This is a genomic window from Pseudomonas laurylsulfativorans, assembly GCF_002906155.1.
Taxonomy (GTDB): Bacteria; Pseudomonadota; Gammaproteobacteria; order Pseudomonadales; family Pseudomonadaceae; genus Aquipseudomonas; species Aquipseudomonas laurylsulfativorans.
In genome coordinates this window covers 619,830-643,769 of record NZ_MUJK01000002.1, presented here as the reverse complement: position 1 = coordinate 643,769, position 23,940 = coordinate 619,830, and the positions used below count along the sequence as shown (strand labels likewise).

Annotated in this window: 19 protein-coding genes; 13 read left to right on the top strand and 6 right to left on the bottom strand. The window is 59.4% G+C overall.

Annotated elements, in window-relative coordinates; genetic code table 11:
• Positions 1–45 precede the first annotated feature (45 nt).
• A complete protein-coding gene (gene rapA, locus B0D71_RS09285) occupies positions 46–2,892 on the top strand; it encodes an RNA polymerase-associated protein RapA (RefSeq protein ID WP_103394503.1) in 2,847 nt (948 codons plus the stop codon).
• A gap of 181 nt (positions 2,893–3,073) precedes the next feature.
• Here rapA and B0D71_RS09280 read toward each other — a convergent pair whose 3' ends face one another.
• A complete protein-coding gene (locus B0D71_RS09280) occupies positions 3,074–4,423 on the bottom strand; it encodes a spinster family MFS transporter (RefSeq protein ID WP_103394502.1) in 1,350 nt (449 codons plus the stop codon).
• 250 nt (positions 4,424–4,673) lie between these two features.
• Between B0D71_RS09280 and B0D71_RS09275 the strand changes: the two genes are divergently transcribed.
• A complete protein-coding gene (locus B0D71_RS09275; RefSeq protein ID WP_103394501.1) occupies positions 4,674–5,039 on the top strand; it encodes a YkgJ family cysteine cluster protein in 366 nt (121 codons plus the stop codon).
• 147 nt (positions 5,040–5,186) lie between these two features.
• The gene (locus B0D71_RS09270; protein ID WP_276310339.1) at positions 5,187–7,403 is read left to right on the top strand and encodes a putative bifunctional diguanylate cyclase/phosphodiesterase; all 2,217 of its coding nucleotides are present in this window, start codon (positions 5,187–5,189) and stop codon (positions 7,401–7,403) included.
• Here the strand turns inward: B0D71_RS09270 and B0D71_RS09265 are convergent.
• The gene (locus B0D71_RS09265; RefSeq protein ID WP_103394499.1) at positions 7,360–8,256 is read right to left on the bottom strand and encodes an NAD(P)-dependent oxidoreductase; all 897 of its coding nucleotides are present in this window, start codon (positions 8,254–8,256) and stop codon (positions 7,360–7,362) included. The two genes, B0D71_RS09270 and B0D71_RS09265, sit on opposite strands and share 44 nt — an antisense overlap.
• Before the next feature lie 196 nt (positions 8,257–8,452).
• Between B0D71_RS09265 and B0D71_RS09260 the strand changes: the two genes are divergently transcribed.
• On the top strand, positions 8,453–10,657 hold the full coding sequence (locus B0D71_RS09260) for a hypothetical protein (RefSeq protein WP_103394498.1): 2,205 nt from the start codon (positions 8,453–8,455) through the stop codon (positions 10,655–10,657).
• A 231-nt stretch (positions 10,658–10,888) separates the two neighbouring features.
• Here B0D71_RS09260 and B0D71_RS09255 read toward each other — a convergent pair whose 3' ends face one another.
• The gene (locus B0D71_RS09255; RefSeq protein WP_103394497.1) at positions 10,889–11,194 is read right to left on the bottom strand and encodes a DUF2288 domain-containing protein; all 306 of its coding nucleotides are present in this window, start codon (positions 11,192–11,194) and stop codon (positions 10,889–10,891) included.
• A 350-nt stretch (positions 11,195–11,544) separates the two neighbouring features.
• Here B0D71_RS09255 and B0D71_RS09250 point away from each other — a divergent pair, with 350 nt between their 5' ends.
• The 6 genes from B0D71_RS09250 to B0D71_RS09225 all read left to right on the top strand — a co-directional run bounded on the left by B0D71_RS09250 (position 11,545) and on the right by B0D71_RS09225 (position 17,999).
• A complete protein-coding gene (locus B0D71_RS09250) occupies positions 11,545–12,672 on the top strand; it encodes a branched-chain amino acid ABC transporter substrate-binding protein (protein WP_103394496.1) in 1,128 nt (375 codons plus the stop codon).
• A gap of 233 nt (positions 12,673–12,905) precedes the next feature.
• On the top strand, positions 12,906–13,829 hold the full coding sequence (gene livH / locus B0D71_RS09245; RefSeq protein WP_007947264.1) for a high-affinity branched-chain amino acid ABC transporter permease LivH: 924 nt from the start codon (positions 12,906–12,908) through the stop codon (positions 13,827–13,829).
• Positions 13,826–15,082, top strand: coding sequence for a high-affinity branched-chain amino acid ABC transporter permease LivM (locus B0D71_RS09240; protein ID WP_103394495.1), 1,257 nt, complete (start codon positions 13,826–13,828; stop codon positions 15,080–15,082). The genes livH and B0D71_RS09240 overlap by 4 nt, the downstream gene beginning before the upstream one ends.
• Positions 15,079–15,846 carry a high-affinity branched-chain amino acid ABC transporter ATP-binding protein LivG gene (gene livG / locus B0D71_RS09235; protein ID WP_103394494.1) on the top strand — a complete coding sequence of 256 codons (768 nt, stop codon included), beginning with the start codon at positions 15,079–15,081 and terminating at the stop codon, positions 15,844–15,846. Before B0D71_RS09240 ends, livG begins: the two co-directional genes overlap by 4 nt.
• A complete protein-coding gene (locus B0D71_RS09230) occupies positions 15,847–16,548 on the top strand; it encodes an ABC transporter ATP-binding protein (RefSeq protein ID WP_034146751.1) in 702 nt (233 codons plus the stop codon).
• A gap of 119 nt (positions 16,549–16,667) precedes the next feature.
• Complete coding sequence (locus tag B0D71_RS09225) at positions 16,668–17,999, top strand: IS4 family transposase (protein ID WP_103394672.1); 1,332 nt, start codon at positions 16,668–16,670, stop codon at positions 17,997–17,999.
• A gap of 158 nt (positions 18,000–18,157) precedes the next feature.
• Here B0D71_RS09225 and B0D71_RS09220 read toward each other — a convergent pair whose 3' ends face one another.
• Positions 18,158–19,066, bottom strand: a complete 909-nt coding sequence (locus tag B0D71_RS09220; RefSeq protein WP_103394493.1) for a LysR family transcriptional regulator — start codon at positions 19,064–19,066, stop codon at positions 18,158–18,160.
• Positions 19,067–19,172: 106 nt separating this feature from the next.
• Here B0D71_RS09220 and B0D71_RS09215 point away from each other — a divergent pair, with 106 nt between their 5' ends.
• Entirely contained in the window at positions 19,173–19,772 is a 600-nt protein-coding gene (locus B0D71_RS09215; protein WP_103394492.1) for a short chain dehydrogenase, read from the top strand.
• Between the two features lie 11 nt (positions 19,773–19,783).
• Here the strand turns inward: B0D71_RS09215 and B0D71_RS09210 are convergent, their stop codons facing one another.
• Entirely contained in the window at positions 19,784–20,140 is a 357-nt protein-coding gene (locus B0D71_RS09210; protein ID WP_103394491.1) for a hypothetical protein, read from the bottom strand.
• Positions 20,141–20,312: 172 nt separating this feature from the next.
• On the opposite strand from B0D71_RS09210, the gene B0D71_RS09205 reads away from it, so the two are divergent.
• Together B0D71_RS09205 and B0D71_RS09200 are read left to right on the top strand one after the other, a co-directional pair.
• The gene (locus B0D71_RS09205; protein WP_103394490.1) at positions 20,313–20,981 is read left to right on the top strand and encodes a COG3650 family protein; all 669 of its coding nucleotides are present in this window, start codon (positions 20,313–20,315) and stop codon (positions 20,979–20,981) included.
• A 95-nt stretch (positions 20,982–21,076) separates the two neighbouring features.
• Positions 21,077–22,690, top strand: a complete 1,614-nt coding sequence (locus tag B0D71_RS09200) for an NAD(P)/FAD-dependent oxidoreductase (RefSeq protein ID WP_103394489.1) — start codon at positions 21,077–21,079, stop codon at positions 22,688–22,690.
• A gap of 143 nt (positions 22,691–22,833) precedes the next feature.
• Here the strand turns inward: B0D71_RS09200 and B0D71_RS09195 are convergent, their stop codons facing one another.
• Positions 22,834–23,931, bottom strand: coding sequence for a PLP-dependent cysteine synthase family protein (locus B0D71_RS09195; RefSeq protein WP_205885991.1), 1,098 nt, complete (start codon positions 23,929–23,931; stop codon positions 22,834–22,836).
• Positions 23,932–23,940 lie beyond the last annotated feature (9 nt).

Sequence of the window (23,940 nt, the reverse complement as noted above, 5' to 3'; positions counted from 1 at the left end):
ATTCCGTTAAGATAGCCCGCTTTTTCAAGGTGGGAGTCAGGCAGCATGGCGCAGCAGTATCAACCGGGGCAACGCTGGATCAGTGACAGCGAAGCCGAGCTGGGTTTAGGCACCGTTCTGGCACAGGACGGCCGCTTGTTGACCGTGCTCTACCCGGCCACTGGCGACACTCGCCAGTACGCGCTACGGAATGCGCCCCTTACCCGCGTGCGGTTTTCGCCGGGTGACTCCATCACTCATTTCGAAGGCTGGAAACTGACCGTCCGCGAAGTCGACGACATTGATGGCCTGCTGGTTTACCACGGCCTCAACGCACAGAACGAAGTGGTCACCCTGCCGGAAACCCAACTGTCGAACTTCATCCAGTTCCGCCTGGCCAGCGACCGTTTGTTCGCCGGCCAGATCGACCCGCTGGCCTGGTTCTCCCTGCGCTATCACACACTGGAACACACCAGTCGCCAGTTGCAGTCCGCGTTGTGGGGGCTGGGTGGCGTGCGTGCGCAACCGATCGCGCACCAGTTGCACATTGCCCGCGAAGTCGCCGACCGTATCGCACCGCGGGTTCTCCTGGCCGACGAAGTGGGCCTGGGTAAAACCATCGAAGCCGGCCTGGTGATCCATCGCCAATTGCTCTCGGGCCGCGCCAACCGCGTGCTGATCCTGGTTCCGGAGAACCTGCAGCACCAGTGGCTGGTTGAAATGCGCCGCCGCTTCAACCTGCAGGTCGCGCTGTTCGACGAAGAGCGCTTCATCGAAAGCGATGCCAGCAACCCGTTCGAAGACACCCAACTCGCGCTGGTCGCGCTCGAGTGGCTGGTGGACGACGAAAAGGCCCAGGATGCGCTGTTCGCGGCGGGCTGGGATTTGCTGGTGGTCGACGAGGCTCACCACCTGGTGTGGCACGAAGATCAGGTCAGCCCTGAATACTCGCTGGTCGAGCAACTCGCCGAAACCATTCCCGGCGTACTGCTGCTGACCGCCACCCCGGAACAACTGGGCCAGGACAGCCATTTCGCCCGTCTGCGCCTGCTCGACCCGAACCGCTTCCATGACCTGCAAGCCTTCCGCGCCGAGAGCGAAAACTATCGCCCGGTGGCCGAAGCCGTTCAGGAGTTGCTGGACCAGGGTCGCCTGTCGCCGCAAGCCCACAAGACCATCCACGGTTTCCTCGGTAACGAAGGCGAAGCCCTGCTAGCCGCCGTCAACGATGGCGACACCGAAGCCGGGGCGCGCCTGGTGCGCGAACTGCTCGACCGCCACGGCACCGGCCGCGTGCTGTTCCGCAACACCCGCGCCGCCGTGCAGGGTTTCCCGGAGCGCAAGCTGCACCCGTATCCGCTGCCATGCCCGGACGAATACCTCGAACTGCCGTTGGGCGATCACGCCGAGCTGTACCCGGAAGTCAGCTTCCAGGCCCAACCGGACGCCAGCGAAGAAGAACGGTGGTGGAAATTCGACCCGCGCGTCGAATGGCTGATCGACCAACTGAAGATGCTCAAGCGCACTAAAGTACTGGTGATCTGCGCCCACGCCGAAACGGCCATGGACCTGGAAGACGCCCTGCGCGTGCGCTCCGGCATCCCGGCCACGGTGTTCCATGAAGGCATGAACATCCTCGAGCGTGACCGCGCCGCCGCCTACTTCGCCGACGAAGAGTTTGGCGCGCAGGTGCTGATCTGCTCGGAAATCGGCAGTGAAGGCCGAAACTTCCAGTTCTCCCACCACTTGGTACTGTTCGACCTGCCGTCCCACCCGGACCTGCTCGAACAACGTATTGGTCGACTGGACCGGATTGGCCAGAAGCACATCATCGAACTGCACGTGCCGTACCTGGAAACCAGCCCGCAAGAGCGTCTGTTCCAGTGGTACCACGAAGCACTGAACGCTTTCCTCAACACCTGCCCGACCGGCAACGCGTTGCAGCACCAGTTCGGCCCGCGCCTGCTGCCGCTGCTCGAAGAAGCCGACGACGGCGAGTGGCAAGCGCTGATCGACGAAGCTCGCACCGAGCGTGAACGCCTGGAAGCCGAGTTGCACACCGGCCGTGACCGCTTGCTCGAGCTGAACTCTGGTGGCGCGGGCGAAGGCGATGCGCTGGTGGAAGATATCCTTGAGCAAGACGACCAGTTCGCGCTGCCGATCTACATGGAAACCCTGTTCGACGCCTTCGGCATCGACAGCGAAGACCATTCGGAAAACGCCCTGATCCTCAAGCCGAGCGAAAAAATGCTCGACGCCAGCTTCCCGCTGGGCGACGACGAAGGCGTGACCATTACCTACGATCGCAACCAGGCGTTGTCCCGCGAGGACATGCAGTTCATCACCTGGGAGCACCCGATGGTGCAAGGCGGCATGGATCTGGTGCTGTCCGGCTCCATGGGCAACACCGCCGTGGCGCTGATCAAGAACAAGGCGCTCAAGCCTGGCACCGTGTTGCTGGAACTGCTGTATGTAAGCGAAGTGGTTGCCCCGCGCTCGCTGCAACTGGGCCGCTACCTGCCGCCGGCCGCCCTGCGTTGCCTGCTCGATACCAACGGCAACGACCTGTCGGCTCGCGTGGCGTTCGAAACCTTGAACGATCAACTCGAAAGCGTGCCGCGTGCCAGCGCCAACAAGTTCATCCAGGCCCAGCGTGACCAGTTGACGCCGCGGATCAACGCCGGCGAAGCGAAGATCCTGCCTCGCCACAATGAACGTGTCGCCGAGGCGCAGCGTCGCCTGGCTGCCGATACCGATGAAGAACTGGCGCGCCTGACTGCCTTGCAAGCGGTCAACCCGACCGTGCGCGACAGCGAACTGGTAGCCCTGCGCAAACAACGCGAGCAAGGCCTGGCCATGCTCGACAAGGCGGCGCTGCGACTGGAAGCGATTCGGGTGTTGGTGGCGGGTTAATCCCCTCCCCGACCCGCAAATAAAAAGGCCCGCAGCGATGCGGGCCTTTTTGTTTACTTCAATTTCAGTAGTGCTGCTGATGGCCTCATCGCGAGCAAGCTCGCTCCCACAGTGTCCGCGTCGTACAAAGAATCTGTGAACACCACAGAGACTGTGGGAACAAGCTTTCTCGCGATAGCGGTTAAGCAGTCACTGCAGTATTTTCTGGCTCAACCACCGCCACCAACCCTTCCTTCATCCGCTTGGCATCGCGCACGAAACACCGCGAAGCCAGGAACAGAAACACCACGGTGAACATCAGCGCCACCGGAATCAGGTACATCGCGTCATGCAGGCCGACCGCCTTGAAAGCCTCGGTCATCTGCTCGGCACCCGCCGCGAGCATCGCCGTGTGGGCGAAGTGATCGGACAACGCGCCGACCACTACCGGTCCAAGACCACCGCCCAACAGATACAACCCGGCAAAGAACAGCGCCATCGCCGTTGCCCGCAACCGCGGCTCGACCACATCCTGAATCGCCGTGTACACGCAGGTGTAGAAGTTGTAGGCGAACAGCCAACCCAGACTGAACACCGCAACAAAAACGCCGATTTCGATGCGACCGGAATGCAGTGCCCACGCGGTGCACACCGTCGAAATCACCAGGCTGAACGCCGCAAACAACAGTCGACCGTTGGCGACTCGCTGGTGAATCTTGTCCGCGATCCAGCCGCCCAGGGTCAGGCCGACCAACCCGGTCACGCCGACGATAACCCCGGTAGCGACCGCCGCTTCCTGCAATGGCATCAGGAAATAACGCTGCAGCATCGGCACCAGAAACGAGTTGCAGGCATAGGTGGCGAAGTTGAAACACAGCCCGGCCATCACCAGCCACAGGAAGGTCGGTACAGCCAACACCCGGCGGATCGGCCGATCGATCTTCTCCTGTGACACCTGGACGCTCTCGGCGGCGCCGCGTTTCGGTTCCTTGATGAAAAACATGAAAATCGCGAGGATCAGCCCAGGTACCGCCGCGATAAAGAACGGCGCGCGCCAGCTATCGAAGGCCTTGACCATCGCGCCGATGGTGAAGAACGCCAGCAGCAGCCCCAATGGCAAGCCGAGCATGAAGATACCCATGGCCCGCGCCCGACGGTGCGCCGGAAACAGGTCGCCGATCAGCGAATTGGCCGCCGGTGCATAACTGGCCTCGCCGATGCCGATGCCCATGCGCACGACAAGGAAGGCCCAGAAACTGCCCACCATGCCGTTGACGGCCGTAAGCCCGCTCCACACCGCCAGCCCCCAACCCATCAGCTTGCTGCGCGAACCGGTATCGGCCATGCGCCCCAGCGGCAAGCCGGCAATGGCGTAGACGATGGTGAATGCCGTACCGATGATCCCCAACTGGAAATCACTGAGGTGCCATTCCATGCGAATGGGCTCGATGATGATGGCCGGGATGGTGCGGTCGAAAAAATTGAACAGGTTGGCCAGGAACAACAGGAACAGGATGCGCCAGGCATTGGCCGCTTGGGTCGAGTTCTGCATGGATCCGTCTCTTTTATTGTTTTTGGGGCGTCACTGCCCCCGGACTTTGCAATCTAGACAGGCCAGGCACGACTGTCTTTCATTATTCGCCAGGCTGATACCTGCCCATGGCGCACACCCACAGGGTATTTCGCAGCCCGTCCGGTTGATGAAAAATACCTCTCGCCCCCCCTTCCCAAGCCGTTGGCGAAGCCTAGAATAGCGGCCTTGCTCCCCCCTGTTTCTCCACTCTTCCTTACGATAATCGCCCATGTCCGAAGCCAGTCCGTGTCTGAATTGCGGTGCCTGCTGTTCTCATTTTCGCGTGTCATTTTTCTGGGGTGAATGCGCCTCGTCCGGGGGGACGGTACCCGATGAGCTTGTCGAGCAGATCAGCCCCAGTCGGGTCGCGATGATCGGCACCGGTTGCAAACCCGTGCGCTGCAACAGCCTGGTGGGAGACGTCGGCAGTACGGTGCAGTGCTCGATTTATGAAAAACGCTCCAGTACCTGTCGGGAGTTCGAGGCTTCCTATGTCGATGGCCTGGCCAATCCCGATTGCGACGCGGCCCGTGCAGCTTTCGGCTTGCCGGCACTGCAACCTGCGTTCGAGACGCCTCAGAAGCAAATCGCCTGATAAATAGCACTAATCGCTATTAGGCTAATGTAAAAATGATTGGCACCAATGTGCCACTACCGCTTGCGCTCCATCCATGCCCTCTATACTCCAAGACATTCGCTGGCGCTCCTTGCGTCGGCCTGAGGGATAAAGATGGGGCATGCTATGGAGTGGCTTGGTCTGCATTTCATTACCGAGCTACCAGAGAGTGAGCAGGTCATACTCAATTGCACACATGACCCGTTTCTGGTGCTGCTGGCTTATCTGGTCGTCTGCGTAGGCTGTTTCGCGACACTGGACATGGCCGAACGTGTTGCTCACGCGGAAAATTCCGCTTCCCAGACGCGCTGGCGCTGGGTGGGTAGCGCATGCCTGGCTGGCGGGATCTGGGCCATGCACTTCGTCGGGATGCTGGCATTCCAGGCGCCTATCGATCTTCACTATCAACTGCCTGTCACGGTGTTCTCGCTGACCATCGCGCTGCTCGCCGCGTGGTTGGCAATGCATACCCTCAGCCTCCCGGATTTGAGCCTGAAACAGTGTCTCAAGGCATCGATCGGGATCGGCCTGGGTATCGCGACCATGCATTACGTGGGCATGACGGCCATGCACTCCAATGCCTCGGTCTATTACCACCCGGGACTGTTTGCCCTTTCCATCGTGATCGCGATGGGTGCCGCGCTGGCGGCCTTGTTGCTGGCATGGTATCTGCGCGACGGTGCCGGCATGCTGCATCAGCTCTTCAAATACTGCGCCAGCCTGTTGCTCGGCGCGGGCATCCTGAGCATGCACCTCACTGCCATGGCCGCCTTCAACCTGGTGCTACCCAGTGACAGCCTGCCAGCGCAGACCGGCGAGCATAGCCACCTGCAACTGGCGCTGACCGTGACGGTCATGACCTTGCTGATCATCGGCAGCAGCATCAGCGCGGCACTGGCGGACAAAAAACTGCAACACAAGGACCACGACCTGCAACGGGTCAACTCCCTGCTCAGCCAGCTGGACCAGGCGCGCATGTCGCTGCAGCAGGTGGCGCACTACGACCCGCTGACCAACCTGATCAACCGCCGCGGGTTCAACCAGATCTTCGCCGAAAAACTCATCGAGAAAACCAACGAAGGCGGGATGCTGGCGGTCCTGTTCCTGGACATCGACCACTTCAAGCGGATCAATGACAGCCTTGGCCACGATGCCGGTGATGAACTGCTCAAAGTGCTTGCCGGGCACATCAAGAGTTCGATTCGCAGTCACGAGGATGTGGTAGCACGCTTCGGCGGCGACGAGTTCTGCCTGCTCATCGACCTGCATGATCGTGACGAAGCACGGCAGTTGGCCCAACGCATCATGCTGAAAATGAAAGAGCCCATCGAACTGGCCGGCCGGCGCATGGTCATGACCACCAGCATCGGCATCAGCCTGTTTCCGGAAGACGGCAAGACGTGTGAGGAATTGTTGAAGAATGCTGACCTGGCGCTATATCAGTCCAAGGGCAGCGGCCGCAACGGCCTGAACTTTTTCAGTGCCAACCTGAAAACCCGCGCCACACTTGAGCTGCAACTGGAAGAAGAGTTGCGCCACGCCCTGCGTGAGGACACCGGCCTGATGCTCTATTACCAGCCGATCTATGACCTCAAGACCGGTCAGGTCAGCAAGCTCGAGGCCTTGATCCGCTGGCAACACCCGGTCCACGGTTTCCTCGTACCGGATCGTTTCATCGCTATCGCCGAGGCCAACGGCCTGATCGCCGAACTGGACAACTGGGTACTGCGCAAGGCCTGCGAGGATCTGGGCGAGTTGTCGCGCCAAGGCTGTGAAGACCTCAAGATCGCCGTGAATTGCTCACCCCTGAACCTGGCGCGCGAAGAGCTGGCCGATGAAATCGAGTACGCATTGCGGGCCGCCGGTGTGGCGCCCCATCGGCTGGAACTGGAAGTCACGGAAAACGCCCTGATGGGCAATATCGCCAACACACTGGTGTTGCTGCGACAGATTCGCGCCCTCGGCGTGTCGTTGTCGATCGATGACTTCGGGACCGGTTATTCATCCCTGGCCTATCTCAAGCGCTTGCCGCTCAACACGCTGAAAATCGACCGCTCGTTCATCCAGGACATCCCCAAGGCCACCCAGGACATGGAGATTGTCCAGGCGATTATCGTCATGGCCCATACCCTGCAACTGCAAGTGGTCACCGAAGGGGTCGAAACCTTCGAGCAATACCAGTTCCTGGAAAACCATGGCTGTGACTTCGTTCAGGGCTATTTGCTCAGTCGGCCGGTGCCGCTGGCCGAGTTGCTTCCGGTGCTGAATGAAATCAACCAGCGCAAGCATGCCTATACCGTCACGACGCTGAGTCTGGCTCACGGTACATCTGCACTAATGTAGAGGGGTCCTTTTCAAGGAAACCCTGACTCCCATGCAGGCGCATCAACTGCGCGGCCAGACCGCTTATCGGTGTCGCCGAGCCTTGCTCACGGGAAAACTTCACCGCTGTATCCAGATCCTTGAGCAACGTGCGCACGTGCCACTTGATCGGCTCGAAACGGTTTTCAGCCATCTGTGGGGCGAGGATCTGCAAGGGTTTCGAATCGGCAAAGCCGCCCGCCAGCGCTTCGGCAATCAGGCTGGCATCAACCCCGGAACGTTCCGCCAGCGCGACCACTTCGGCAATCACCAGAGCATTGCAGGCAACGATCATCTGGTTGCACGCCTTGGTCACCTGCCCTGCCCCGACGCCACCCATGTGCGTCACACGTTGACCCAGGTTCAACAGCACAGGCCGGACCCGCTCCAGATCCTGCACATCACCACCGACCATGATCGCCAGGCTCCCGGCTTGCGCCCCAACCACACCACCGGACACCGGCGTGTCGAGCCAGCCCATGCCGGCCTTGCCCACGAGCTCGGCGGCCATTTCCCGCGTGGCGTTGGGCTCCAGGCTGGAAAAGTCCACCAGTAACTGGCCTGTTTTTGCCCCCTCGACAATGCCTGCCGGACCAAACACTACCTCGCGTACGACCGACGTATCCGCCAGGCACAACATCACCACGTCAGCGTGCTGGCACAGTTCGGCCGGGCTGGCGACCTGGCGTGCGCCTGCCTCCACCAAGGGCTTGCACTTTTCCGGGTTGCGATTCCATACCGCCAGCGGATAACCCGCGGCCAGCAGGCGCTGGCACATCGGCAACCCCATCAGGCCGATCCCGGCAAACCCCAGCGAAGGTAGCATTGACATCATTTAGCCTCCTTTTGATTAAAGATCGCCAAATATTGGCCGATCCATCATGACTTAGGAAAGGACTCACTCCGAGTAATGCTCAGGCAAAAGACCAAGGCATGGTCCAAGTACGCGCTGAAAAAAGACGCGATTGTATTCCGTGACGGTTTGACGACAGCGAGTCGGCCAACCAATCAGCCCAGGTAGATGGCAAACAATGACTTCTAAAAACAACCCGGCCACTGCGGTAACCGATTTGACGTTGAGCCCCGCGGCCAACAGCCCGTCATCACCGAAGCCATTGATTCAATCCCGCCCGTTGGCGACCCAGCAATACCTCTACTTCACCGAAACCAACACCGACCGCATCCTCGATAACCTCGACGGCCTGCGCGACATGGTGTTCCCGCGCGCACCGCATCTGGAAGGCGACAGCGAACAGCACAATGATCAGGAATTCCCATCGGTGTGCCTGATCGGCCTGGGCCGCTGCGGCTCGAACATTGCGCTGGACGTGGCGGAGCTGGTGTACAACGCCCGCAAGTTCTACCTCAACGAATTCAACAACGAAGATCGCCTGTCACCGGACAAGCGTTTTGCCGAAAAGGGCTACAGCCCGGCCCAGTGGATCCGCAACAACCTGCGCCTGGGTCAGAGCAAGAACACCAAACCGGTGTTTCTGGTCGAGCCGCTGGTGATGCTCGGTGACTTGGACAAGGACATCGCCGGACGCATCCGCTTCTCGCGCAAGGGCGAAAAAAGCGGTTTCCTGCGCGACTACAGCAAGATGAAAATCATGGATTTGTCGGAAGTCCACGCCGGTGGCGCCGGTAACGCGCCGATCCTCGGTCAGTACCTGGCCAAGATCATTCTGAACAAGGATACCCAGCGTTTCTCCAGCCCTGACTGGAAAATGATTCACTCGTACCTGATCGACAGCTGCGGCATCAAGGCCAACCAGTCGCGCCTGTATTTCTCGATCTTCAGTGCTGGCGGCGGTACCGGCTCGGGCATGGCCTCGGAGTTCGGCCTGGCCCAGCAGCACTCGTACATGAACAAGACGTTCGACACCAAACCGATGGACGAGCACGACAGCAAGAGCGGTCACTCCTTCGTCTTCGAACCGATCTTCACCAGCGGCATCTGTGTACTGCCGAACATTTCCGACCACCGCAGTGAAATGTCCGAGGCGCTGCACATCAACGCTGGCCGCCTGCTGTGCAAATACCTGTCGGAAGAGTGGGACTTCTCCTACAACTTCGCCAACGAAGACAGCAGCGAAGCCAGCGTCATGGGCCGCATCCGTCCATGGAACGCAATGATGCTGATCTCCAACGACATCATGCGTTACGCCGAAGAAAACGATGACGGCAATATCCAGAACATTGATGTCAATGCCATGGAAAAGCATGCCAACCAATACATCTCGCAGCAGATCTTCAACATTCTGACGGCCCAGGCGGTGACCACCGACTACGACCAGAACTATTTCCGTCGCGCTGGTATCGACATCGGCGAAACCATCCGCCTGGACGCCAACGACCTGTTCATGAGCCTGGCAGGCCCGGTGGCAATTGCCTATGCCGAGTCCGTGGTGCCGGAAACCCCGCCGCCGAGCAGTGACAAATTCAAGGTGTTCGAGAAAGAGCCGCAGCGCCTGAACATCGACGACCTGTTCTTCCGCTCGATCGACCTGCCGCACTTCAACAAGGTCACCCAGGCTATCGAAGGCATCAGCCTGTTGCCAATCGAGTCCAAGCGCTATCGCGCGTCGCTGGAGCAGTACAAGAACTCGGGTTACGACGCGGCGGCCCTGCATGACCTGCACTTCTTCAAGAATTGCTCGTCGGTGGTGTCGATCGTTTCCTTGCCTAAGGACTACAAGCTGTCCTACATGGACCTGAACCGGTTGAAGACTCACCTCAACAGCCTGTTCCCCAACACCACGCTCAAGCGCTACGCGCTGGTGATCGGCGCCTCGGCCAACCTGTCGCTGACCACCCTGATCGCCAAGAGCCCGTGCCTGTCGGACGACTTCCTGACGCTGATCGTGGCCTTCATCAAGCGCTGCTTCGCGAAAACCCCGTACCGCTTCGACGAGACCCTGGACAACTCAATCCTGGACTTCATCATTAACGAACAGTTCGATGAAGACCGGATCGACGAGTTGCTCAACGAATTCGAGAACCCGGCGAAGATCCTCGATACCAACTGGTACGCGATCAAGCCGATGTACGAGAAGAAGTACCGTGAGCTGATCAACGACAAGGAAAAATTTGTCTCGATCAACGACATCCGCCTGTCCCGGGATTGCGTGAAGAAGTCGATCAAGTACCTGCGCGAGATCTACCGTCACCGTATCGGCAAGACCAAGGTTATTTCGCTGAATAACCATACGGGCAAGACGGCTTACCAAGGCTAAGGCGCGAAACCGCGTCGCGCCCATCGCGAGCTTGCTCGCGATGGCGACCTCGAATTCACTGCACATCAACATCCAGAAACAATTGAGCAGCCGTTCAGTTGCCCTCCCAACTGTTCCCGTTACGTTTACGTCACCGTGAAGCTGTGGCCTTTCTCTACGGCAACATGCCATCACGCTACTCGGCTACACACTTTTCCCCCTGCAGGGAGCGCACCAAAAAGGTGCGCGCTTTTAAGCTTGCGCCCTTTCCTGGACAAGAATCCACGGCGAAACAACCACCGCCCACAACTGAGGATCACGCTCAAAAAGATCCAGCGCCCGCGTTTCAGACAGCTTGGCGACCTTGTCGTCAGCCAGCCAGGCAGCCACTTTCTCGCCCTCATCGGTCGCCACGGCCTCGGCGGCGGCGATCAAATCCAGACCGGGATCGACCCACAATAGGGCACCCTTGGCGAAGAACGGCTCCAGTTCTTTCCAGGTAATAGATGCGGTTTCACCAAGCAGCTTGGCATAGAGGGTGCTAGGTTCTTGATTCATGGGACTGTCCGGAAAAGAAATCGACGTGAATGATAACGTCGGTGGTCTGGCAGAAAAACCCGGATGCAATTGAGTGACCGAAATGAAAAGCGCAGGAAAGCCAGGGAATGCAGAGAATCCGGCTATAAGCCCCTCAACGCCCCGCCGCAATTCTGTCTTTTACTTTCAATAAAGCGACACCTGCAGGTTTTGTCCCCCAGCGCTGCCTTCCCAGGCTGACAATCGGCGCTCTACACTGTACCGGTACAGTTGCCGAGGGACTTTTCCGGGGAATGTCGCAGATATCTGACCCGGTTCTGCTGCTTTCGGCGCCAGGACTATAAAAACTACAACAGTAAGAGTGGAGCACTATGACTAAGGCTACTAAGCAGATTTCCAAACTGTTTGCCGCTATGGTTCTGGCCGGGGTTGCCAGCCATTCGTTCGCAGCTGACACCATCAAGATCGGCATCGCCGGCCCTAAAACCGGCCCTGTAGCCCAATACGGCGACATGCAGTTCAGTGGCGCAAAAATGGCCATCGAACAGATCAACGCCAAGGGTGGCGTAGACGGCAAGAAACTCGAAGCCGTTGAATACGATGACGCCTGTGATCCAAAACAAGCTGTTGCGGTCGCAAACAAAGTCGTCAACGACGGCGTCAAGTTCGTGGTCGGTCACCTGTGCTCCAGCTCCACTCAACCGGCTTCGGACATCTACGAAGACGAAGGCGTGATCATGATCACCCCGGCTGCCACCAGCCCGGACATCACCAATCGTGGTTACAAAATGGTGTTCCGCACCATCGGTCTGGACAGCGCCCAGGGCCCTGCCGCCGGTAACTACATCGCCGACTTCGTAAAACCGAAAATCGTTGCCGTCCTGCACGACAAACAGCAATACGGTGAAGGCATCGCCACCGCCGTGAAGAAAACCCTGGAAGGTAAAGGCGTCAAGGTTGCCGTGTTCGAAGGCGTCAACGCCGGCGACAAGGACTTCTCGTCGATGATCGCCAAGCTCAAGCAAGCCAACGTCGACTTCGTCTACTACGGCGGCTACCACCCGGAGCTGGGCCTGATCTTGCGTCAATCCCAGGAAAAAGGCCTGAAAGCCAAGTTCATGGGTCCGGAAGGCGTGGGTAACGACTCCATTTCGCAGATCGCCAAGGACGCTTCCGAAGGCCTGCTGGTGACCCTGCCGAAATCCTTCGACCAGGATCCTGCCAACATTGCCCTGGCTGACGCATTCAAGGCCAAGAAAGAAGACCCGAGCGGTCCGTTCGTGTTCCCGGCCTATTCGGCTGTGGAAGTGATCGCCGAAGGCATCAAGGCTGCCAAGTCCGAAGACTCCGCCAAAGTGGCTGAAGCCATCCACAAAGGCACCTTCAAGACGCCTACCGGCGACCTGAGCTTCGACGAGAAAGGCGACCTGAAAGACTTCAAATTCGTGGTTTACGAGTGGCACTTCGGCAAACCAAAAACTGAAGCCAAGCCTCAGTAAGGCGTTGCCTGACTGACTGCCAACAAAGCCCACGGCGTGCCGTGGGCTTTGTTTTACGAACGTATCTGGGCCGCGCTGGCGTGATCCGCCAGTCTCCCCACCTGAAAATCTCAAAACCGTCATCAGCGGTTCGCTGGCAAACCCCGGATTCGAAGTGGATGCAGATCCACGGGGCCCGGGCGGGAAAATGACTCCACCAGTGAAATGCGTATCAGGTTTTTAGGAGCGCTGTAATGCCTGACATCTATCACTTTTTCCAACAGCTGGTTAATGGCCTGACCATTGGCAGCACGTATGCCCTGATCGCCATCGGCTATACGATGGTTTACGGCATCATTGGAATGATCAACTTCGCCCATGGCGAGGTGTACATGATCGGCTCCTACGTGGCGTTCATCGCCATCGCCGGGCTGGCCATGCTGGGACTCGACAGCGTTCCGCTGTTGATGACCGCCGCTTTCCTGGCAACCATCGTCGTCACCAGTGCCTATGGCTACAGCATCGAACGGATCGCCTACCGCCCCTTGCGCGGCAGCAACCGTCTGATCCCGCTGATTTCCGCCATCGGCATGTCGATCTTCCTGCAGAACACGGTTCTGCTGGCGCAAGACTCCAAGGACAAATCCATTCCCAACCTGATTCCGGGCAACTTTGCCTTCGGCCCAGGTGGCGCACATGAAGTGCTGATTTCCTACATGCAAATCGTGGTGTTCGTGGTGACCCTGGTCGCCATGCTCGGCCTGACCCTGTTCATCTCCCGCTCTCGCTTGGGTCGCGCCTGCCGCGCCTGTGCCGAAGACATCAAGATGGCCAACCTGCTGGGCATCAACACTAACAACATCATCGCCCTGACCTTCGTCATCGGTGCCGCACTGGCCGCCATTGCCGCCGTCCTGCTGAGCATGCAGTACGGCGTGATCAACCCGAACGCCGGTTTCCTCGTCGGCCTCAAGGCCTTCACCGCAGCGGTGCTGGGCGGTATCGGCAGTATTCCGGGCGCCATGCTCGGCGGGCTGGTACTGGGTGTGGCGGAAGCCTTTGGTGCCGATATCTTCGGCGACCAGTACAAGGACGTCGTGGCGTTCGGTCTGCTGGTTCTGGTGCTGTTGTTCCGGCCAACCGGCCTGTTGGGCCGTCCGGAGGTTGAGAAGGTATGACTAGGAATCTTAAACAGGCGTTTTTCAGCGCCTTGCTGGTGTGGGCCGTGGCCTACCCGGTACTCGGTCTGAAGCTGACCATCGTCGGCATCAACCTCGAAGTTCATGGCACCAGCGACGCCACCCTGATCACCATCGCGGTGTGCTCGGTACTGATGTTCCTGCGTGTGCTGTTCGACCAGCAGATCAGCTCGGCCTGGCGTTCGTCGCCAAGCATGCCGCTGATTCCGGCCAAGGCCAGCAACTTCCTGACCCTGCCAACCACGCAGCGCTGGATCATCATCGCGCTGATCGCCGGTGCGCTGGTCTGGCCGTTCTTCGGCTCTCGTGGTGCGGTGGATATCGCAACCCTGGTGCTGATCTACGTGATGCTCGGCCTCGGCCTGAACATCGTGGTCGGCCTGGCCGGTCTGCTCGACCTCGGTTACGTCGGCTTCTACGCCGTCGGCGCCTACAGCTACGCGCTGTTGTCGCACTACTACGGCCTGAGCTTCTGGATCTGCCTGCCGATTGCCGGCCTGATGGCGGCCACCTTCGGCTTCCTGCTCGGTTTCCCGGTGCTGCGCTTGCGTGGCGACTACCTGGCGATCGTGACCCTGGGCTTCGGTGAAATCATTCGTCTATTCCTGCGTAACCTGACCGGCCTCACTGGCGGTCCGAACGGCATCAGCAACATCGAGAAACCGACGTTCTTCGGCCTGACCTTCGAACGCAAAGCCGCCGAAGGAATGCAAACCTTCCATGAGTATTTCGGCCTGGAATACAACTCGATCAACAAGGTGATCTTCCTTTACCTGGTTGCACTGTTGCTTGCCCTGGGTGCGCTGTTCGTCATCAACCGCCTGCTGCGCATGCCCCTGGGCCGCGCCTGGGAAGCGTTGCGTGAAGACGAAATCGCCTGCCGTGCGCTGGGCCTGAACCCGACCATCATCAAACTGTCGGCCTTCACCCTCGGTGCCAGCTTCGCCGGTTTCGCCGGCAGCTTCTTCGCGGCCCGTCAGGGTCTGGTAACACCGGAGTCCTTCACCTTCATCGAGTCGGCGATCATTCTCGCCATCGTGGTGCTCGGTGGCATGGGCTCGCAGCTGGGTGTGATCCTGGCGGCGATCGTGATGATCCTGCTGCCGGAAATGATGCGTGAGTTCAGTGAGTACCGCATGTTGATGTTCGGCGCCTTGATGGTGCTGATGATGATCTGGCGCCCTCAGGGTCTGCTGCCCATGCAACGTCCTCACATGGAGCTGCGCAAATGAGCCGCGAGATCCTTAAAGTAGAAAACCTGAGCATGCGCTTCGGCGGCTTGCTGGCGGTCAACGGCGTAGCCCTGAGCGTGAAGGAAAAACAGGTCGTGGCATTGATCGGCCCTAACGGCGCCGGCAAGACCACCGTGTTCAACTGCCTGACCGGCTTCTACAAGCCGAGCGGCGGCAGCATCCTGCTGGACGGCGAGCCGATCCAGGGCCTGCCCGGCCACAAGATTGCCCTCAAGGGCGTGGTGCGTACCTTCCAGAACGTGCGGTTGTTCAAGGACATGACGGCGGTCGAGAACCTCCTGATCGCCCAGCACCGTCACCTGAACACCAACTTCCTGTCCGGCCTGTTCAAGACCCCGTCGTTCCGCAAAAGCGAGCGCGAGGCCATGGATTTCGCCGAGTACTGGCTGGAAAAGGTGCACCTCAAGGAATTCGCCAACCGTCCGGCCGGCACCCTGGCCTATGGTCAGCAACGTCGCCTGGAAATCGCCCGTTGCATGATGACCCGCCCGCGGATCCTCATGCTCGACGAACCAGCCGCCGGCCTGAACCCGAAGGAAACCGAAGACCTCAAGGCGCTGATCAGCATGCTGCGTGAAGAGCACAACGTCACCGTTCTGCTGATCGAACACGACATGAAGCTGGTCATGAGCATTTCCGACCACATCGTCGTGATCAACCAGGGCACGCCCCTGGCCAACGGTACGCCGGAACAGATCCGCGACAATCCTGAAGTGATCAAAGCCTACCTGGGGGAAGCGTAAATGCTGCAGTTCGAAAACGTTTCCACCTTCTACGGCAAGATCCAGGCCCTGCACAGCGTCAACGTCGAAGTCCGCCAGGGCGAGATCGTGACCCTGATCGGTGCCAACGGTGCCGGCAAGTCCACGCTGCTGATGACGCTTTGCGGTTCGCCGCGCGCCCACAGCGGCAGCATCCGTTACATGGGTGAGGAACTGGTCGGCCAGGACTCTTCGCAGATCATGCGCAAGAGCATTGCCGTGGTGCCGGAAGGTCGTCGGGTATTTTCCCGCCTGACCGTGGAAGAGAACCTGTCCATGGGCGGTTTCTTCACCGCCAAGGGCGACTATCAGGAACAGATGGACAAGGTTCTCGGACTTTTCCCACGCCTGAAAGAACGCTTCAGCCAGCGCGGCGGTACCATGTCCGGTGGCGAACAGCAAATGCTCGCCATCGGCCGTGCGCTGATGAGCAAGCCCAAGCTGTTGCTGCTCGACGAGCCGTCGCTGGGCCTGGCACCGATCATCATCCAGCAGATCTTCGACATCATCGAACAACTGCGCAAGGACGGTGTGACGGTGTTCCTGGTCGAACAGAACGCCAACCAGGCGCTGAAGATCGCTGACCGCGCCTACGTTCTGGAGAACGGCCGGGTGGTGATGCAAGGCACCGGAGAAGCATTGCTGACCGACCCGAAAGTGCGCGAAGCGTACCTGGGTGGCTAAGCCTTTGCGGTAAACAAAAAACGGCCTTTGCGGGTAATGCCGATCAGTTAAGCCTTCTCGCTTGACCTTTGGCCGCAAGAAATCAAAATCCGATGCCTGTACTGGCATCGGATTTTTTTATGCGTCTCGCTCGGGCCCTGGAACTGACCCACAACATCGCCTCCACTCCCAATTCAATCGAGGGACTGGATTCTTTACTCGATCCGTCTTTGGTCGAGCTGGCCCTTGAACAGGCCGGTGTGGCGACCCTGCGCAAGCGGCGTTTGCCGCTGGAAATGATGCTCTGGTGCGTGATTTCCATGGCCTTCTTTCGACGCATGTCGGCATGGGATGTGGTCAGCCGCATGAACATCATGCTGCCGGGCCAACGTCCGCTGGTGGCACCCAGCGCTGTGGTTCAAGCCCGTCAGCGGTTGGGCTGCGAGGCTGTTCGACAGGTCTTCCATCTGACTCAGAAAAGTTGGCATGAGGCCGTGGATCACCCAACTTGGGCCGGCTTGCGTTTGCTGGGCGTCGACGGTGTGGTCTGGCGAACACCGGATACCCCGGAAAATCGGGCGCGCTACGACTCGGCCAGCAATCAGCATGGCGACACTGGCTTTCCTCAGGTGCGCATGGTCTGCCAAATGGAATTGACCAGCCACATGCTGATCGGCAGTGCGTTTGATGGCTATCGCAGCAACGAAATGAAGCTGGCCGAACAACTGATCGACACCACGCCCGATCACTCGTTGACCCTGTTCGATCGAGGCTTTTACTCCTTGGGTTTGCTGCACCAATGGCAGCAAGCAGGCACCGAGCGGCATTGGCTGATGCCACTGAAAAAAGGCACGCAGTACGAAGTGGTTCAGCGTTTGGGGCGCCAGGATGCGGTTGTCTTGTTAAGTACTTCGCCGCAAGCCCGCAAACAATGGCCGGGGCTGCCCGAGCGCCTGACTGCGCGACTCCTGAGCAAAACCGTCAAGGGCAAGGTGTGTCAGATCCTGACGTCGATGGCCGACCCGCTGCGCTTTCCGTCCGACGAAATCGTCGACCTGTACAGCCAGCGATGGGAGATCGAATTAGGGTTTCGCGAGATGAAACAGACGCTGCTTAACAGCAGCTATACGCTGCGCAGCAAGACACCCGAGATGATCGAGCAGGAACTGTGGGGGGTGTTGCTGGGCTACAACTTGTTGCGCTATCAGATGGTGGAAATGAGCCGTCACTGTCCAGGTATTTACCCGTGTGAAATGAGTTTTAGCGCGTGTACCTGGGCGATTTTAGGGTTTATCAACAGTGTCTCGGCCGACCGCTCCGGGAACATCCCCAAGTACCTGGGCGAGCTTCATGCCTCAGCCCTGCACTATGTCCTGCCTCATCGGCGAGAGGAGCGTATTTATCCTCGCGCCATCCGGCTCAAATCGCCGAAGTATCCGATCAGAAATAAAAATGCCAGTCAGCTTAACTGACTGGCATTAGCCTTTGCGGGCCGTTTTTTTATGCCCACCATGAGATCCCTTGTAGGAGCGAGCTCGCTCGCGATGGACGTTAACGATGACGGGGGCTGGCTGGATGAACGTGGTGTCTATACGTTCTTCGCGAGCAAGCTCGCTCCTACAGGGGGTCGTTACAACCGATCCAGCACCTCCCCACTGCGCTTGAACCACCCGATCAAATAATCCGCGAGCACCTGTGTGCGCTTAGGCAAACCACCCTGATACGGGTGCACCAGATACATCGGCATGCTGCGGGTCTGATAATCGCGCAGCAACCAGCGCAAACGCCCATCGGCCAATTCTGTTGGCAAACAGTAGGATGGCAGGCGCGCAATACCGGCGCCGACCAGTGCGGCTTTCTTCAATAGGTTGTAGTGGTTGCTGGCGAACGGCCCCGACACCCGCACACGCAACAACTCATGCTGCTGGTGATACAGCCATTCTTCGCGACCGCTGTAATGGCTGTTGAGCAGGCAGCGATGCTCAGCCAGCGCCTGGGGTGTTTGCGGTTCACCGTATTGCTCCAGATAGGCCGGGCTGGCACAGGTCAGCTCTTGCCACGCCAGCAGTGGGCGCGCCACCAGCCGCTGGTCAATGGCCACGTCAGAACGAATCGCCAGGTCGAAGCCGTCGCGGGACAGATCGCGGTAGCTGTTGTTGAGCTCCAGCTCGATCTGCACCTGGGGATACTTGGCGGAGAACTCCAGCAACAGGCCATCGAAGAAAGTTTCCCCGAGCGATACCGGCACCGTCATCCGCACCGGACCGGCCATGTCGTCCTTCAATCTCGCCAGCGCCTGACGTGCCCGCTCGACTTGCACCACCAGCGCCTGGGCCTGTGGCAACAACGCAGCACCGGCGGCGGTGAGGCTCAATCGGCGGGTGGTACGTTGCAGCAACACCACGCAAAACTGCGCCTCCAACTGGCTGATGCGCTTGGACAACTGGCCTTTGCTGCAACCGAGCTGTTGCGCCGCCAAGGTGAAACTGCCCGCTTCGATCAATACCGCAAACGCGGCCAGGTCATCCATCTCGCTCATGGATTGTTTCCATTTGAAAACCAAAGGTTGCCTATTAGTGCGCTTATCCGCAGAAAAAATCACTCTAAACTGAAACCTCACCCAACCCCCATGAGGATCAGCCTCCATGAAAATTCTTTTGATCGGCGCAGGCGGCACCATCGGTTCGGCAGTGGACAAAGAGCTGTCCCAGCGCCACGAAATCATCCGCATTGGTCGCAACAGCGGCGACTTTCAGGTGGATATCAGCGACAGCGCCTCGATTCGCAAACTGTTCGAGCGGACCGGAAAATTCGATGCGCTGATCTGTGCCGCAGGCAACGTGACCTTCGCACCGCTCAACGAGATGACCGAAGAGAGTTTTGCCCTGGGCCTCAAAGACAAACTCATGGGCCAGGTCAACCTGCTGCTGATCGGTCGCGAGTTCGCCAATGACGGCGCTTCGTTCACCTTCACCACCGGTGTGCTCAGTCACGATCCGATTTACAGCGGTGCCTCGGCAGCGTTGGTCAACGGTGCACTGGACAGCTTCGTCCGCGCCGCCGCCATCGAACTGCCGCGTAGCCTGCGAGTGAATTCGATCAGCCCGAACGTCCTGGTCGAAGCCATGGGCAAATACGCGCCGTACTTCCGTGGCTTCAAGCCGGTTCCTGCGGCGGATGTGGCCTTGGCCTACGCCAAGAGCGTGGAAGGCCTGCAAACAGGCCAGACCTTTCACGTGGGTTGAGCCCGTTCCGATCAATCAATGAGCGTTGGCAGAAGATCCTTGGCGATGGATTTCGGGATGGCGATGCGAAACTGTGAGCCCATGACGGACTGCACTGTCGCTGTAGATATCCTCCAACCATTGATCGAAACCGTCATTTGTTGGCCGATCGACTCTCGAGAAATACGCTGTATACGCTCAGTTGCTTCAGGGCTGAGCATGACATTCATTTCATAACTTGAATGCCGTCTTTCGACGTCTTTGAGTACTAACTCCATCCGGATAAAGTCGGTTGCCGAGGACAAATTGATCTCGGCAGCCTGACTGCACGTCGCCCCTGTCATCGCCAGCAAAAACATCCAAACCTTCCAAACCATAACCTTCTTCATGCCCTGCACCTGCAAAAACCTGGCAGCCTACCTTTGCGCCCTGATTCCCGGCACCGAAACAATACACAAAATGTTGCTGCAAACAGCCATCGGATCGGCGACGGACCAATACGAGTCTTGTGATGAACGGTCAGGCTGAGTAACGTGTCGGCACTTGTCAGGAGACCCCAAGATGCGTGCTGTCCGTTCCTTAGTCCTCGTTGCCCTGCTTCCGCTGTTCGCCGCTTGCCAGTTGTTCGAGGGTGAGCGGCAGAGCGCCTCCCATGTTGGCCAGACACGCATGCAAGGCCAGTTGACCGCGGCGGACGGCAAACTGCTGTTCCAGCCGTGCAACCAGGCAAACCGCTACGTGGTCAACGACACGGGCGGCACCAGCGTCCTGCAGCAGGCTGCAAGCCTGGCGGATAAACAGGGCAAGCTGTTTGCCGACGTGCGCGGGCGGGTTGTGGCCGGCAGCAGCGGTGACGGCCAGCTCGATCTGGAGCAGTTGTACCGTGTCGAGCGCTCGGGCACCGCTTGCGATGATCCGAATTTCAAACTGCTGATCCTGCGCGCCGCCGGCCATACGCCGGAGTGGAGCGTGAGAGTCAGCGGCAAAGGCATGGTCGTCGACCGGGCCGGCCAGCCGCCGCTGGCCGTGCCTTACGTCGAAGAGCAACTGGGTGATGGCCGTTTCAACCTCAGCACCGAAGCCAACAACCAGCACATCGAACTCTGGGTGGCGCCACAACGTTGCGTCGACAGCAGCACCGGCAGCATCCAGCACATGAGTGCCGAACTGCGGGTTGACGGTCAGGTCCAGCGTGGATGCGGGTATTTTGGCGGCTCGCGCGACGACTGATCGTTTAAGCCTCACAGGCCTGCGCCTTTGGGGCTTATAATCGCGGGCTTCAAACGCCCTGGCGCAGTTGTGCGCCCCGCGAACCGGATCCCGCCATGTTACGAATCACCGAACTCAAGTTGCCGATCGACCATCCCGATGAAGACCTGCGCCCTGCCATCGTGCAGCGCTTAGGGCTCGCCAGCGATGACCTGCTCGATTTCACCTTGTTCAAGCGCAGCTACGATGCGCGTAAAAAGTCTTCCGAACTGTGTTTCATCTACACCATCGACCTTGAAGTTCGCGACGAGGCGGCGGTGCTGCACAAGTTCGCCGATGACCGTAACGTCAACGTGGCACCGGATGTCAGCTACAAAATGGTTGGCCAGGCACCCGCCGACCTGAGCGCGCGCCCGATCGTTGTCGGCTTCGGTCCGTGCGGGATTTTCGCCGGGCTGCTGCTGGCGCAAATGGGCTTCAAGCCGATCATCCTCGAACGCGGCACCGAAGTACGCCAGCGCACCAAGGACACCTGGGGCCTGTGGCGCAAAAGCGTGCTCAACCCGGAATCCAACGTGCAATTCGGCGAAGGCGGCGCGGGGACATTCTCCGACGGCAAGCTCTACAGCCAGATCAAGGATCCGAAATTCCTAGGTCGCAAAGTCCTGCACGAATTCGTCAAGGCCGGTGCCCCGGAAGAAATCCTCTACGTCAGCAAACCGCACATCGGTACGTTCCGTCTGACCGGCGTTGTGGAAAACATGCGTGAGCAGATTCGCGCCCTCGGCGGCGAAGTACGCTTCCAGCAGCGCGTCACAGACGTATTGATCGAAGACGGCCAACTGGTCGGCGTCGAGCTCAACGGTGGCGAACAAATCCATTCGAAACACGTGATCCTGGCCCTCGGCCACAGCGCCCGCGACACCTTCCGCATGCTCCACGGCCGTGGCGTGTTCATGGAGGCCAAGCCGTTCTCGGTGGGTTTCCGCATCGAGCACCCACAGTCGCTGATCGACCGCGCACGCCTGGGCAAGTACGCCGGCCACCCGAAACTGGGCGCCGCCGACTACAAACTGGTGCACCACGCCAAAAACGGTCGTTCGGTCTACAGCTTCTGCATGTGCCCGGGCGGTACGGTGGTGGCGGCGACGTCCGAGCCGAACCGTGTCGTTACCAACGGCATGAGCCAATACTCGCGTAACGAGCGCAATGCCAACTCCGGTATCGTCGTCGGCATCACCCCGGAAGTCGATTATCCGGGCGGCCCGCTGGCCGGTATCGAGCTGCAGGAACGCCTGGAATCCCACGCCTTTGTGCTGGGTGGCAGCAACTACGAAGCGCCGGCGCAACTGGTCGGCGATTTTATCGCGGGCAAACCGTCCACCGAACTGGGCAGTGTCGAGCCGTCCTACAAGCCGGGCGTTGCCCTGGGTGATCTGGCGCTGGCACTGCCGGCGTTCGCCATCGAAGCGATTCGCGAAGCCTTGCCGGCGTTCGAAAAGCAGATTCGTGGTTACTCGTTGCACGACGCAGTGTTGACCGGGATCGAGACCCGCACCTCCTCGCCGCTGCGCATGACCCGTAACGAGTCGATGCAGAGCCTGAACGTGAAGGGCTTGTTCCCGGCCGGCGAAGGCGCCGGTTATGCGGGCGGGATTCTGTCGGCGGGTGTTGACGGGATTCGCATTGCTGAAGCGGTGGCTCGGGACATCCTGGGCCTGGAAGCCTGATACGCGATCTCTGAAGCAATACAAAACCCTGTGGGAGCGAGCTTGCTCGCGATAGCGGTAGATCAATCAACATATGTGTTGAATGTGATTCCGCCATCGCGAGCAGGCTCGCTCCCACAATGGTATTCGGCGTCTGATGGATCTTAGATATTGGCGCGCAGCACGCTCGCCGGCAGCGCCTCACCCCGCTCCACCGTCGCCGCTACCGCAGCCATTAAACTCCCCAACTCATACCCCTGAGCCTTGAGCCAATCCTGATCGTAATAGGTCGTGGCATAACGCTCGCCGCTGTCACACAAGATCGCCACCATTGACCCAGTCTCCCCCGCCGCTTTCATGTGCTGAGCGGCCATCAATGCACCGATCAGATTGGTCCCGCTCGACCCACCCACGTGCCGTCCCAGACGCTCCGCCAGGTAGTGCATGGCCGCCAGTGACAGGGCATCCGGCACCTTGACCATGGCGTCGATCACCTTGGGCAGAAACGACGCTTCCACACGCGGCCGGCCAATGCCTTCGATGCGCGAACCGTGGTCCAGACGCAGGCTGGCATCACCGGTCTGGTAGTAATCAAAGAACACCGAACGCTCGGCATCGGCACACAGCACGCGGGTGCAATGCTGGCGATAACGCACGTATCGACCCAGGGTGGCCGTGGTGCCGCCGGTGCCAGGGCTGGAAATCAGCCAGCTCGGCTCGGGATGCTGCTCGAAACGCATCTGATGAAAGATCGATTCGGCAATGTTGTTGTTCGCCCGCCAGTCGGTGGCGCGCTCGGCGTAAGTGAACTGGTCGATGAAGTGTCCGTCGTGTTCACGGGCCAGACGCTCGGACTCGGCGTAGATCTGGGTCGGATCGTCCACCAGATGACTTTGGCCACCGTAGAAGGCGATCTGCGCGATCTTTTCTTTTGAGGTGGTCGCCGGCATCACCGCAATGAACGGCAAGCCCAGCATGCGCGCGAAGTACGCTTCGGAAATCGCCGTGGAACCGCTGGAAGCCTCGATGACCGGCGCACCGGGTTTGAGCCAGCCGTTACACAGCGCATACAGGAAAAGCGAACGGGCCAGGCGGTGTTTGAGGCTGCCCGTGGGGTGGCTGGATTCATCCTTGAAATACAACTCGATGCCCGGAAAACCCGGCAGCGGCAAGGGGATCAAGTGGGTGTCGGCGCTGCGCTGAAAATCGGCTTCGATGATCCGGATCGCTTCGCGGGACCACTGTCGGTTGTCGCTCATGATGGTTTTCTC